We start from the raw sequence: 13894 nt of genomic DNA, 5'->3' as shown, positions 1-13894 counted from the left end.
GATGTGGAAGACCCGCTCGAAACTTTTGTTTACCGTCGGGTTTGGCATTCCGCTACTCGTGTTCATGCAGATGTTCATGTACGCGATGTACAAAATTTTTGGCTGGGATATCCCGTTTAACCTGCTCTGGCTCTGCAATCATTGGATGAGTCGACTGGGATGGTTATCCGTGGGACATTTCCTGCTGGCACTGGTATTGCTGACATTTGCGGGAACAGGTTGGTTGTTAATGGTGCGTATGATGAAAACCAGAGCAGCCGTACGTAAACTTCGCTCCATGGAAGTGCGTGCATTGTCTCGTGAACTGGAGTCCAAGTATCACCATCTCGGACAGCCGGGATTCATTGTGGTGGACAAGCATTCTCCGGTTGCATTTACAATTGGTTTATGGAGACCTTGTATCGTACTTTCCACGGGACTTCTGACGATGCTGGATGCAGAAGAGGAGACTGCAGTTGTGTACCACGAAGTTCATCATCTGTGGCACCGTGACCCACTGAAGACAACACTGTTATCGGTATTTGCAATCATGATGCCGTATATTCCCGTATTGAAGCATACTTCGAAACATTACAATATTGTGAGAGAAATTCTGGCAGACAATGAGGCCATCGAGCGTACAGGCAATGTGGCAGGCATTGGCAGTGCTTTGCTCAAGCTGCTCCGTGCTTGTCCTGAACCTTGGGGGGCCAAAGAACTGACCGTTCAATCCTCATTTGCGGATACGTCGGTGAATGTCCGAATTTCACGTCTGCTGGACCCGGAACAGGACGTAACGCTGAGGTTGCCACGTTATGCTGTTCTGATGTCGGCTACTGTTTTTCTATTGCTGTCTATCTTGTTTGTTTGGTCCATCGGATAGATTAATTGGGCTAAATGTGAAGTCGAATATAATGAGGAAGGAAGATGAACATGAATAATAAAAGTGTAGAGATTGGATTGCTTTTCTCAAGGATTATGATTGGTTTGATCTTTGTATTGCACGGCTGGAGTAAATTCGAAGGTGGAATCAGCGGTACGGTAGGTTTTTTCGAAAGCATTGGTATTCCCGGATTTCTTGCATCCGTTGTAGCCATCATTGAGTTGGTAGGTGGTGCAGCGATGATTCTGGGTCTGGGAACACGTGTGTTTGCTGCCCTGTTTGCCATCGTGATGGTTGGCGTTCTGTTTACAGCCAAAGTGGGTGAGCCGTTCCTGAGTGGTACCGAGTTAGATTACCTGCTGCTGGCGGGTTCCCTGACACTGCTATTCACAGGAAGCCGCCTCCTGGCCGTGGATTATCTGTTCTCCAGACAGGGGAACGCTCGCCAGAATGTGAGTGCTTGAATTGACTAACGATCGCTAAAAAATAATGAAGTGCAGGATGAGTCCTGTAACGAGGTTCTTTATTGGCCAGGCCGGTTCGGGAATTGATTTGCGAACCGGGCTGATCAGTAGAGAACTTTTTTCGAAATATAGGGAGTTATGTTATTTCACCATCCTTCTCTATATTTCTTCGGAATGAAACACGCTGAGCCGCTAGAGGACGCGACAGCCGTTTCACCTTGTTTGGACGACATGCCTATGGTTTGTTACAATGAGAATAAGTATGCTACTAAGAAAAAATAAGGAGGATGCATTTTATGATTAACGTCATTCCATCCGATGCCCGCTCCAGCTTCGATCGAGGCTGGCTCCGTGGTAGTCACAGCTTTTCTTTCGGAGAATACCAAGACCCGGAGAATACGGCGTTTGGACCGATGCGGGTAGCGAACGACGATGTGATTGCGCCTGGTCGCGGTTTTGGAGCTCACCCGCATAGTGATATGGAGATTGTATCGATCGTACTGAACGGCAAGTTGCGACATGAAGATAATCTGGGCAATGTAGCCGTTACAGGCTTTGGTGGTATCCAGCGGATGTCAGCAGGCAGTGGCATGATTCATACCGAACATAATGCATCCGATACCGAAGAAGTACGTTTGCTTCAGCTCTGGTTCATGCCACAGACAAAAGGGTTGGAGCCCTCCTATGAGACGACATCATTTGATCCAGCGGCATTGGCAGGAGCACTCGTGCCGATTGTATCCCCAGATGGGGGACCAAGAGTTGCGACCATTCATCAGGATATGACGATCTACCTTGGCCGATTAGCCAAAGACGAAACGTTAACCTTTAATCAGGATTCGGGCCGTCGTATGTACATTTTCTCCATCGAAGGCAAGCTGGGATTGGACGCAGAGTACCTGTTGAACGAAGGCGACACGGCTCGTGTGGAACAGCGGGATTCAATCGAACTGCAAGGAAACGAAGATACGTTCTATATGATTATTGATTTGCCGTAGATGGCTGATGAAATGAACTCCAAGATGAAGGAGGATATACACGTATGGCGCAACAGGAATGGTTTATGGTTAAACATGCGGTGACCGGGCGAGGGTTAGCTAATAGCAAAACAGATTCGCTGTCCTATCGGTTCCAACAGGAGGGTACAGGTTTCATATTTACCGTTACGGGTCTGGACGAGCAGATTGTGGAACAGATTATGGAGCTTAGACAGGAACTGAACGTATTTCGATTTGTCCAACGCAAGGATCAGCCCCTTTTGAAACACTGGTACTACGTAGATGGTGAACGGGTAGTATACGACAGGGAGAGTCACACGCTAAGCATCTATGCGAAGTCGGAGATTCGTTATGTGCCTGAAGATTATTTTGCGGATTAACTTATAAGTAACTATAGAACTTGGAACATCCCAGAGGTCTCTGTTAAATACAGAGGCCTTTTTGCTGTCTGAAAACTCAGAGAATTTAATCGTAATTTTGCAAAAAAGACCACATAATTCCCTGCTGTCTGGCACAAGCTACCTTGTATAAAAACAAGAACGGAGGGGCGGCATATGGCAGACAAAACATCTGGGAAAGACAAGTCCGGACAACCGGGACGAGCTTCAGAAGAAAAAAAACATATTCCTTTGGGACTGCCGTCCCCGCCTTTTCTTCGGCAGCCAATTAGTGCAGTACATGAAACTCAGATTAAGGCGGTAAAGGAGATATTCTCCGATTGTTCTGATGTGGTTTTTCGCAACGTCATGATTACGCCTGAAGTGAAAGGACTTCTCGTCTATATTGAAGGTATTGTCAATTCGGCTGATATCCAGGAACACATGCTGCGACCGATTATTCGAGGGCTGGTGCAGCAGCGAACAGATGAACCTGATGTTCCACTGGATGATACAACCGTTGAGCTAACACAGGTGAAGCGAGTGGATACCTGGGCTGCTGCGACAGAAGGGGTGCTGGCATCCTCTGCCCTTCTGGTGGTCGACGGAAGTAACAAAGCCTGGATGTTCAATGTCAAAGGTGGAGTCAGACGTGGTGTGGAGGAACCGCAGACAGAATCCGTGATTCGGGGACCGCGGGAGGGATTTACCGAAACGCTCCGTGTGAATACGGCCTTATTGCGGTTCAAGCTGAAAACACCTGCTCTCAAGATGGTGAGTATGACCCTTGGAACAGACACCAAGACAGATATTGTGCTGACCTACCTGGAAGGTATTGCCGATCCAAAAACGATTCAAGATGTTAAGAAACGTCTGGAAAAAATCAATATTGATGGCATCCTGGAGACGGGTTATATCGAGGAATTGATTGAAGATCATCCGTATTCCCCTTTTCCTCAGATGCACTACTCGGAGCGGCCGGATACCGTTGCAGGCAATCTGTTGGAAGGACGCTTTGCCATTATGGTAGATGGAACCCCATTCTCGCTGATTGCTCCAGTCACGATGTGGCAGATGCTGCAAGCCAGCGAGGATTATTACGAGCGATTCTTCATCAGTAATCTGGTGCGGTGGATTCGCTTCCTATTCGTAGCCATCGCTCTGTTCCTGCCAGCCTTGTATATCTCTATTACAACATTTCATCAGGACATGCTGCCAACTACGCTGATTCTAAGTATCGCAGGTGCCCGGGAAGCCATTCCTTTTCCGGCTTTGGTTGAGGCGCTCATTATGGAGCTGTCGTTCGAAGCTCTCCGGGAAGCGGGGGTCAGGTTACCCAAGACAGTGGGTCAGGCTGTCAGTATCCTCGGTGCACTCGTGATCGGACAGGCCGCAGTTCAAGCGGGGATTGTATCCGCACCGATGGTTATTATCGTATCCATGACAGGTATAGCTTCCTTCACGATTCCGCGATTTAACTTCGCGATTACGGTGCGTCTGCTGCGATTTCCGATCATGTTACTGGCAGGTATGCTCGGACTATACGGGATTGTAATCGGTTTGGTCCTGATTTCGGTGCATCTGACACAGATGACTTCGTTCGGTGTCCCATATCTTTCCGGTCTTAGCCCGTACAGTAAAACAGATACCAAAGACATTCTCATTCGTGTGCCATGGTGGAAAATGATCAATCGTCCTTCTACGGTACATCGGGATCAGAAACGGATGACCGAAAAGATCAACGGTTCCCCTGAAGCTGAGGAAGGGTGGTGAACCCATGCAGTTCATATATAAGTACCGGGCAGTGATAGCGCTGTTGTTATGTACCACTTTTATTTCAGGTTGCTGGGATCGTAAGGAGATTAACGATGTTGCCTTTGTGATTGGTATTGCTGTTGATAAGGAGGGGGACAATTACAGATCCAGTCTTCAGATTGCTCTGCCGGGACAATCCGGTTCTTCCGGTAGTGAAGGAGGCGGAGGCGGCACGAGTGGGGATAAATCCTGGTTCATGTTATCCAATACAGCCAAATCATTGCATGGTACATCTATTGAAGGTCAAAAGGAACTCTCACGAAGAATCTATTATGCGCATCGCCGTACGATGCTTATTGGTGAGGAGCTTGCCCGGGATGGCGTGGCCTCCATGCTTGATCTGTTTACGCGTTATCCGCTGAACCGATTCTCTGCATTGCCAGTGGTCACAAAAGGTGCAGCATATGAGGTCATGGATACGGATGCACCTATAGAGAAGTTTCCATCCGAGATGGTGCGGGAACTGTGTTTCCTCAATATGCGTAATCCACGTTCACTTAAAACGTTTATCGATGCCATTCTTAGTGAAGGTGTGGATCCATTCCTGCCGGTCGCTTCGAAAGTGACCAATGTTCCAAAAGGGTGGAAGGACGCCAAAACAAACATCAAGCTGGATGGATTGGCCATCTTCAAGAAAGATAAGTTGGTTGGCATGATTGACAAAGCTCCAGCTGATGCGCTCATTCTTGCTATGGGCGAAGCCAATGCGCCGGAGATTATGGTTAAAGCTCCTGGCGGAGATGGAGATATGTTCATCAAGTTAAACGAGAACAACGCTTCACTACATCCCAGTATCAAGGCTGATAAGGTCACCGTGAATATTGAATTATATGCCAAGGGAGTTCTCGTAGATAACGAATCCAATTATGGTGACCGACGTGAGAATGAGATTCAGAAGATAAATGAAGCCATTCACGAGAAAATAAAATTGGATATCGAGGAAGGTGTCCGGTTGGTTCAGGGGAAATATCATGCGGACATTCTTGGAATCGGTCGATCCATTCATCAACATCTGCCGGCCAAGTGGGACACGATGAAGGATCGCTGGGATGACATATACCCTGAAGTCGAGGTGACTGTTACTCCTCATGTCATTATTGAAAACGTTGGGGTGAGCAATAAACCAATTGGCGTCGGAGAGGATGAAGTTGTACATGATTAAACCACTCTTATTTACCTTCCTGGCCATGGTAATCGTGGTCATTTTGATGGATTTCAGACATTTAAAACAGGCAGCTGCCATTAATCGCTGGCTATCCTATAGTTTGATAGCAGTGGCTACAGGCATTTGGTTCTATGTGACTAATCTAAGCAAAACCTTATTTGTGTCGGTATGGATAAGCCACGTTATCCAGCGCTTACTGCCACTGCCCTAGGTTGTGGACAGGATGCATTAAGTTTGCGAGATCGCGAGAGGGAAAGGAGGTATATCATGAATCAGAGAGTGACACACCGTCAGATGATCCTGCTCGTGCTGCTGCTCAGTATTTCAGGAACGTTAATTCAGCCTCACGCGCAAGCTATCTACTATGCGGAACAACACGCTTATCTCTCGTATATACCTGTAGTCGTAGTGATGCTTGCATCCATGTGGATGTTAAGTCGGGTCCAGCGGAGATTTCCGGATCAGGATCTATTTCAAGCCCTTGCTGGGCGATTCCCCTTTTTGGGAAGGCTCGCAGGATTGATGTACATTTTGTTTTTTTTCTTTGTGTTTGCGAGGGATATCCGGTTAACGGGGGATTATATCAGCATAACTTTGTTAGAGACCACGCCCATCTCCATCATTGTGTTATCACTGATCGTTATGGGAGTTTTTATCGTCAGAGGTGGGCTCGGCTCCTTAATCGGTATGTCGGAGTTGTATGTGACATTGTTTCTCTTAAACTCCGTGATTGTGCCTTTCATGCTCATTCAACAGATCAATATGGATAATTTGATGCCGTATTTTCACGTTGATGTTACGGGAGTGGGCAAGGGGAGTTGGTACATATTTTCGTTTTACGGAGAGATGATTGCATTACCTTTTGTTATCAAAGGCAGTGATTTTCGATATAAATCGGTTGTGTCAGGTATTATCCTCTCTGCGCTCCTGATGATGCTAATCCTTGTGGAGACCATTACCTCCATTGGAGTTCCTATCGCTTCAAGGTTGGTGTATCCCTCCTATGAACTGGCAAGACAATTGCAAATCAGTGATTTCTTGGATCGGTTTGACCTTGCGCTGGCAGCGGCAACCTTGCCTACCATGATCACGAAGATTGCATTTGACCTGTACTTTGTCTGCTGGGGATTGAAGCGAATCATTCCGAACGTATCGGGGAAGGTATTGACAGGCCCGATTGCCCTCGTCGGATTTGTCTGTGCATTCTGGTTCTTCCGAAATGCCATTCAGCTCAATCGTTTTACTCGGGAATGGACATGGGTTGCCATTGTATTTGAAGTGCTGTTCCCTATTGTGCTGTTTCTTTTCCTTCGTCCTCGCAAAAAGGATAAAAAAGAATCTACCCAACAGAGAGCGGGAGAACAGTCAAAGAAAGAGAAACATGAGCCGGAACAAAAATCGGCTGATTCGGAGAAGGACGGAGAGAAAAGACGGAAAGATTCTCATGGCGGAGAACTCCAGCCTTCCTGATGCATTCCATCAAAAATCCTTATAGATGAACGGGCAAAAAGAGGGAAAGTACAGTTTCCCTCCACAGAAGTACCCTGTATACTGTAGTCAGACTGATGAACATTCGGCTGAACTAACGGGGGGAACATGAATGGCTCAACATTTGGCAGGTGTGCGTGTAGCATTGACAGGACCACGAAAATCGAAAGAAATGTCCATACTGGTTGAAAAAATGGGTGGAATCCCGCTTGTGCGACCGGCACAGGGGACCGTATTCCTGGATGATCGGAGTATCAGGGATGGGCTGGTATCCTGGATCTCAGACCCGCCAGATTGGGCGGTATTAACGACGGGTATGGGATTGGATGCATTGTTTGAAATGGCTGAGGATATGGAAGTGGCAGGCCAATTGTTGGATGTATTATCAGAATCCTCAATTGCGGCAAGGGGATACAAGACGGTGAATGCGCTCAAAAAGCGCAAGTTAACACCGCTGGTACGAGATGATGACGGTAGCACGGACGGGCTCATCCGAGAATTCACCCCACATGATCTCGCAGGGAAAAAGGTTATGTTGCAGCTTCATGGGGAGACAGCTCCCAAACTCGTTGCATGGTTGGAAGAACAAGGTGCCATCGTCAGACAAGTGCTTCCTTACCGCCATGTACCGCCAGAAGAGGCAGAACTGGAACAGTTATTAAATGAAATTCTAAATTTCGAGGTAGATGCTGTTGCGTTCACAAGTGGACCGCAGGTTAGATTTCTGACGCAATATGCGGCTTCCCAGGACAAGCTTGAGCCGATGCTTGCAGCCTTCAGACAAGGTGTAATTCCTGCGTCTGTAGGTAAAGTTACAGCAAACTCTATGCGTGAAGAAGGCATTGAGGCACTGGTCATTCCGGAGGAAGAGAAGATGGGAGCACTCATCGTTGAGCTTGGGCGTTACTTTGCAGCAGGGCGTGCGGCCAAGATTAGAGATTAGTGGCCTGCTTTTAGATCAGTTCGACAAAAAGCTTTTGGCGTCGCTTCATGAATAAAAAGTGTGCATTAATCTTAACCGCATCGCTATATGATGCGGTTTTGTTTAGATTATAGAATTTATACGTTACAACTAAAACACGAATGTACATCCTTGATAGTGCTTCGATCAGAGGCTTTTGTTATATTGACGAAAAGGTGGAAATGACGATGACCATTTCAGATCGTAATGCCAGACCCCGACTTATCATTGCAGGGACCGGAAGTGGTGCAGGGAAAGCGACAGTAACTTTGGGGCTAATGAGAGCACTCGCTCAGCGTGGCTTGAGTGTACAAGGGTTCAAATGCGGCCCGGACTATATTGATCCGACATACCATACTGCTGTCACGGACAGACCGTCACGTAATCTGGATGCATGGATGACATCGCCTGAGTATGTGAGAGATACGTTCGAGAAGGCATCGGCGGGACATGATATTTCCATTATCGAGGGCGTTATGGGCCTCTACGATGGCAAAGATCCGCTCAACAATACAGGCTCAACTGCAGAGATTGCTCTGGTCACGCAGACCCCTGTGATTCTGGTTGTGGACGTACGCAGCATGGCTCGCAGTGCGGCCGCGATTGTCCTGGGTTTTCAACAATTGGAGCCTGAATTAAATATTGCCGGAGTAATCATCAACCGTTGTGGAAGTGCGGGTCACTATACCATTGTGCAAAAAGCCATTGAGCAGATGTGCGGAATTCCGGTGGTTGGCTGGCTGAAGCGGGACGAAGAAATGTCCATCCCGGAGAGACATCTGGGGCTGGTACCTGCCATTGAGCGCGGTGAACTGGAGCCATTATTTCAGCGGGCTGCCGATGTGCTGATGGAAGGCACCGATCTGGATCTTCTTCTGGCTCTGGCGGCAAGCGCCCCGCCTTTGAATGCAGAAGAAGTGAGTCCTGTGGCTACTGCCCACGCTGATCCTGCTAATGCTGAATTAGGTCAAAGTTACGATTCACTTTCCAATTCAGTGATCCACGTTAATAATCGACATGTATCATATGCGGTACAGCCTGTCATTGCCGTTGCGCGCGATGCGGCATTTAATTTCTATTATCCCGATAATCTGGAATTGCTCGAAGCAGCCGGGGCCCGATTACAATACTTCAGTCCTCTTGCTGGCGAAGGTATTCCAACGGATGTGGATAGCGTCTATTTGGGCGGCGGGTTTCCAGAGGAATTTGCAGCAGAGATTGCCGGTAACCAAGGGTTCTTGGAAGGACTTCGACAGGCAGTACAATCCAACATGCCTTTATTTGCCGAGTGTGGTGGTTACATGGTGCTTGGAGAAACGTTGACCGACCGAGAGGGAGTTACTTTCGACATGGCGGGCATTATCCCCGCACAGGTGCAGATGCAGAAGAAGCGCGCTGCGCTTGGCTACCGTGAAGCAAGTAGCGTTCGGGATTCCTTTTTGCTGAAAAAGGGTGAAGTACTTCGGGGTCATGAATTTCATTATTCGACAATGACCTATCGTGATGAAGAAACGATTCCTTATGCGTATGAGACCAAGGGGATGCGTGGCTTGAAGCAAGAGGGATATGCCGCAGGCAACATCGTGGCGGGGTATACGCACGTTCATCTGGGCTCTTATCCGGCAGCCGCTCGAAGATGGGTGGAACATTGTTTAGCCTATCGGCAGGAGCGATATATGCAGGGATAACAACAACTATTTATAGCTCAAATAGATAGCTGAATTCAATAAGCAAAATGGCTCTAATCTTTCTTTTACCTCCTGAGTCTTTGGTCGTGAAGTTGGCGATCCTATTCTGAATTAAAGGTTTTCAGATGAATATGTGGAATGAATAAAAGACAGAATCATTATGCGAGGGAGGGACATCATGATGAGAACCGTATGTGTAACGGGAGCTGCCCGGGGATTGGGATTGGCTTTGACGGCACAGATGCTGAAGAGAGGGTATCTCGTGTATGCGGCCGGTCTGGACGTGGAAGATTCCGAGGGAATTCGTATGCTTGCAGAAGGATATCCTGACCATCTGCGCGCCATCGAACTGGATATCGCGGACGACCTGTCGGTAGCTCTGTTCACGGAGACATTGAAGCTGGATACGAATCATTTGGATATGCTGATCAATAATGCGGCTATACTAGGAAGTATTACGGATCATATCCGCGGGCCGTTGAATATGGCGGAGATGGCTGAAGTATTTAATGTGAACACCTTAGGTACACTGCGTGTGACTCATTCCCTGTTACCCCTCCTTCTTCAAGGACAGGTCAAGCTGATTGTTGATATCTCTTCCGAGGCTGGAAGTATAGAACAATGCAGTCGGGATGGGTGGTATGCCTATTGTATGTCCAAAGCTGCTTTGAACATGCAGGCCCGTCTTGTGCACAATGGTCTGAAGGATGAAGGCGGACAAGTGATGCTTGTGCATCCCGGTTGGGTACAGAGTTATATGAGGGGCGAATTGGATGTTGCTGCGGATCTCACGCCCGAGCAATCTGCACAGCATATCGCAGTACTTATCGACCGCCATGAACAGTTTAAAGGAGATCAGCCCGCATATGTGGACTACAAGGGAGAGAAGCTCCCCTGGTAGTTGGTTTTATACAGTGAGGTGAACAAGAAAGGAGATTAATTGAATGGATCATCGTAAAAAAGCATTATTACTTGGCGATTATACACATCCGGATTGGCACCCGCTTCAGGGGGTGGATGCGGAGATTAGCCGAATTTTCCATGATACTATGACTGTGCAGTGCAGTGAGAATCGGAATATGCTGCTGCAAGAAAATATAACCGGGTTTGATGTATGTATCTCATACATGGACGATTGGAAGGGTAAAGTCTCTCCACAGCAGACAGCAGGTTTGTTGTCCTATGTAAGTAATGGGGGTGGACTGGTCATTATACATAACGGCATTTCGCTCCAAAATCGTTATGAGCTCAAACAGATGATCGGTGCCAAGTTCCTGCATCATCCGGCGTATGCACCGCTTGAATTCACTGTAACGGCGGAAAGCCATCCCGTGACGGAGGGCATTTCGAATTTCACAATGGAAGAAGAGCCTTATCAGTTCGAATTTGGTTCTTTTGCCGAAACGAAAATATTACTTGAATATCAATCCGAAGAAGGACCAAAGCCTGCGGTTTGGGCTCATCGATATGGTGTTGGGCGTATTGTTTATCTGATGCCGGGTCACCATGTGCCGTCTTTTGCACACGAAACGTACCGGAAGTTACTTCTGCAAGCAGGCAAATGGGCTGCGCGTTACGTCTGATCGGACTGACATTTTTGCATGCAGAGTATAAGGGGTATAATATAGAGATCAACGAAGAGGAGGATGACAAAAATGAGCGATTTGTTCAAAAAGGCGATCTCGTTAGGGCTTGGTCTTACTGTCGTAAGCAAAGAAAAAATTGAGAAAACCGTGGATGATTTGGTCAAGCGCGGGGAACTTGCGCCCGGTGAATCCAAAGCTTTGGTTGAACGTCTGCTGGAACGGGGCGATGAAGAGCAAGGCCAGTTCAAGAGAGTGATTCAAGAACAGGTCAAGCGTGTGCTTCAGGAAGCTGGTGTGGCATCCGAAAGTGATGTAACCAGTCTGGAACAGCGCGTTGCCGTTCTGGAGAAAAAACTTGCCGAACTGGGCCACTCACCACAGCTTCAACCTGATGAATCCCCAGCTCCACTTGAAGTTCCTCCTCCTCTCAAAGGAAACGAGATCGAGTAGATGGCAGTGCGAATCAAACATGTCGGCAGATACCGTGAAATTGCCATGGCGCTAGTGCGTCATGGCTTCGGTTATATGGTCGAGGAGCTGGGTTTGTTCCAGTTGCTGGCTCTGCCCAGACGGTGGATGTCGCGTGAAGCACACACCACCAAAACGCTGAGTGAACGTATTAGGCTTGTGCTGCAGGAGCTGGGGCCAGCTTTCGTTAAGCTGGGGCAACTCGCAAGCACAAGGGCAGATCTGTTGCCTGAGTCTGTCATTCGTGAGCTGGTGAAGTTACAGGATCAGGTCCCGCCGTTCTCTTCCGAGACGGCACGGGGTATTTTGGAACAGGAATTGGATACACCGCTGGAGGAGATCTTTTCCCGGTTCGAGGATACCCCTGTAGCTGCGGCCAGCATTGGACAGGTGCATCTGGGCAAACTTCAAAGCGGTGAATCGGTAGCCATCAAGATTCAGCGTCCCGGTATATCGCGTATTGTGCAGCGTGACCTGGATATCTTGCGTGAACTGACAGCCATGGCCGAGAAGCGCTGGGACTGGGTGAAGCAATATCAGATTCCGCAAATGGTCGAAGAATATGCTCAGGCGTTGATGGCCGAGCTGGATTATACGGTCGAAGGCCGAAATACGGAAAAGATTGCACAGCAGTACCAACAGGACAACAAGGTGAAAATCCCGGCAATTTACTGGGATCAGACTTCGTCCCGTGTGCTCACTATGGAGTATATCGAAGGTATCAAACTCAATGATCGTGAAGAACTGGTCAGACGCGGCCATGATCTGAACAACATTGCCGAGCGGCTGGTGGATTCATTATTGAATCAGATCTTTATTCAGGGTTTCTTTCACGCTGACCCACATCCGGGCAATCTGATGGTATTGAAGGATGGACGTCTTGCTTTTATAGACTTCGGTATGGTGGGCAGTCTGAGCGACGAGATGAAACAACAGCTCGCTTCACTTATTATTGGGTTAATGCGCAAAGATACGGACAGTATGATCCGGGCGATTGAGAAGCTCGGCATGATGCCAGATGACATGGACCTGCGTGGTCTTCATGTGGATTTGGACAAGTTGCGTACCAAATATTACGATATTCCCTTTTCCAAGATCAGTGTGGGTCAGGCATTGAATGACTTGTTCGGCGTAGCTCAGAGGCACCGGGTTGTCATGCCTGCGGATATTCTACTGCTTGGTAAATCGTTGCTGACGATGGAAGGTGTAATCGAACATCTCGATCCTTCATTGAGCATTGTAGATATGGCCGAACCCTTTGGGCGGAAGCTGATCAAGGAACGTTTTAGCGCAGGAAGAATCAAGAATCGCTTGTTCCGCAGTGCGGCTGATATGGCCGAGAGTGTCATTGGTCTGCCAGGGCAGTTAAGGCAGTTATCATCCATCATTAGCAAAGGCAAGCTGAGGCTGGAGATCAGTGTCCCTGAACTCGATGCACTCATGCGTAGAATGGACCAGATTAGTAATCGGCTGTCTTTCAGTATCGTGTTACTCGCCTTCTGTATCATTATGGTGGGATTGATTATCGGTTCGTCGATCAGTCATCAGTCCACGATGCTGTGGGATATTCCGGTCATTGAGATTGGTTTCCTGGTGGCGATTCTGATGGTGGCTTTCCTGCTCTATTCGATATTCAAATCGGGAAGGTTCTAGCAACAGCATTACATCACAAGAATACCCGTAAAGAGACTTTCTCCAAAGGATCTTTGCGGGTTATTTTTTGTGAATAGAGAATTGGTGAGTAAATTATAGAAAGATTAAGATAATAGAAGAAAAGGTTCTGTTTTTTCGTCTTAACTGTATTAGTACATATCCGGTCCTGTGACTATAATAATAGGTCAGTACATTAACGGACCCGGTTTTTCTGAGAGGGGAAAACCTATTGGCATCAGGATCAGCTCCTGATGTCGCACGAGTAAGACAACTGAGGCAGTAATGGAACACCAGCGGTACACACTGGAACGGAAAAGACATGAGTGCATATTAACCCTTCAAAGCAATATGGATGGTAAATAATGATGC

At 47.7% G+C, this 13894-nt stretch carries 14 protein-coding genes; all 14 read left to right on the top strand.

Annotated elements, in window-relative coordinates:
• Position 1 precedes the first annotated feature (1 nt).
• The 14 genes from C161_RS01300 (at position 2) to C161_RS01235 (ending at position 13525) form a co-directional block, all read left to right on the top strand.
• On the top strand, positions 2–862 hold the full coding sequence (locus C161_RS01300; protein WP_036667841.1) for a M56 family metallopeptidase: 861 nt from the start codon (positions 2–4) through the stop codon (positions 860–862).
• A gap of 50 nt (positions 863–912) precedes the next feature.
• Entirely contained in the window at positions 913–1326 is a 414-nt protein-coding gene (locus tag C161_RS01295) for a DoxX family protein (RefSeq protein ID WP_100528505.1), read from the top strand.
• Positions 1327–1622: 296 nt separating this feature from the next.
• Positions 1623–2324: a pirin family protein gene (locus tag C161_RS01290; protein ID WP_036667840.1), complete on the top strand. Its 702-nt coding sequence runs from the start codon at positions 1623–1625 to the stop codon at positions 2322–2324.
• Between the two features lie 44 nt (positions 2325–2368).
• Positions 2369–2704 carry a hypothetical protein gene (locus C161_RS01285; RefSeq protein ID WP_036667838.1) on the top strand — a complete coding sequence of 112 codons (336 nt, stop codon included), beginning with the start codon at positions 2369–2371 and terminating at the stop codon, positions 2702–2704.
• A gap of 174 nt (positions 2705–2878) precedes the next feature.
• The gene (locus tag C161_RS01280; RefSeq protein ID WP_051447282.1) at positions 2879–4474 is read left to right on the top strand and encodes a spore germination protein; all 1596 of its coding nucleotides are present in this window, start codon (positions 2879–2881) and stop codon (positions 4472–4474) included.
• A 4-nt stretch (positions 4475–4478) separates the two neighbouring features.
• Positions 4479–5678, top strand: coding sequence for a Ger(x)C family spore germination protein (locus C161_RS01275; RefSeq protein ID WP_051449524.1), 1200 nt, complete (start codon positions 4479–4481; stop codon positions 5676–5678).
• Positions 5671–5892: a hypothetical protein gene (locus C161_RS32255; RefSeq protein ID WP_036612790.1), complete on the top strand. Its 222-nt coding sequence runs from the start codon at positions 5671–5673 to the stop codon at positions 5890–5892. The genes C161_RS01275 and C161_RS32255 overlap by 8 nt, the downstream gene beginning before the upstream one ends.
• 56 nt (positions 5893–5948) lie before the next feature.
• On the top strand, positions 5949–7151 hold the full coding sequence (locus C161_RS01265; RefSeq protein WP_051449523.1) for a GerAB/ArcD/ProY family transporter: 1203 nt from the start codon (positions 5949–5951) through the stop codon (positions 7149–7151).
• Positions 7152–7281: 130 nt separating this feature from the next.
• The gene (locus tag C161_RS01260) at positions 7282–8112 is read left to right on the top strand and encodes a uroporphyrinogen-III synthase (RefSeq protein ID WP_036667837.1); all 831 of its coding nucleotides are present in this window, start codon (positions 7282–7284) and stop codon (positions 8110–8112) included.
• 206 nt (positions 8113–8318) lie between these two features.
• Entirely contained in the window at positions 8319–9818 is a 1500-nt protein-coding gene (locus C161_RS01255) for a cobyrinate a,c-diamide synthase (RefSeq protein ID WP_036667835.1), read from the top strand.
• A gap of 178 nt (positions 9819–9996) precedes the next feature.
• The gene (locus tag C161_RS01250; RefSeq protein ID WP_235193706.1) at positions 9997–10719 is read left to right on the top strand and encodes an SDR family oxidoreductase; all 723 of its coding nucleotides are present in this window, start codon (positions 9997–9999) and stop codon (positions 10717–10719) included.
• A gap of 43 nt (positions 10720–10762) precedes the next feature.
• Positions 10763–11401, top strand: a complete 639-nt coding sequence (locus C161_RS01245) for a ThuA domain-containing protein (RefSeq protein ID WP_036667831.1) — start codon at positions 10763–10765, stop codon at positions 11399–11401.
• A 72-nt stretch (positions 11402–11473) separates the two neighbouring features.
• Positions 11474–11854: a phasin family protein gene (locus C161_RS01240; protein WP_036612779.1), complete on the top strand. Its 381-nt coding sequence runs from the start codon at positions 11474–11476 to the stop codon at positions 11852–11854.
• Positions 11855–13525 (top strand): ABC1 kinase family protein, encoded by a 1671-nt coding sequence (locus tag C161_RS01235; protein ID WP_036667829.1) that lies wholly within the window; start codon positions 11855–11857, stop codon positions 13523–13525. It abuts the gene before it with no gap.
• The last annotated feature ends 369 nt before the right edge of the window (positions 13526–13894 follow it).

Origin of the sequence: Paenibacillus sp. FSL R5-192 (genome assembly GCF_000517845.1) — a bacterium.
In the GTDB taxonomy this organism is placed as follows: Bacteria; Bacillota; Bacilli; order Paenibacillales; family Paenibacillaceae; genus Paenibacillus; species Paenibacillus amylolyticus.
This window is presented reverse-complemented; position numbering and strand designations above follow the sequence as displayed.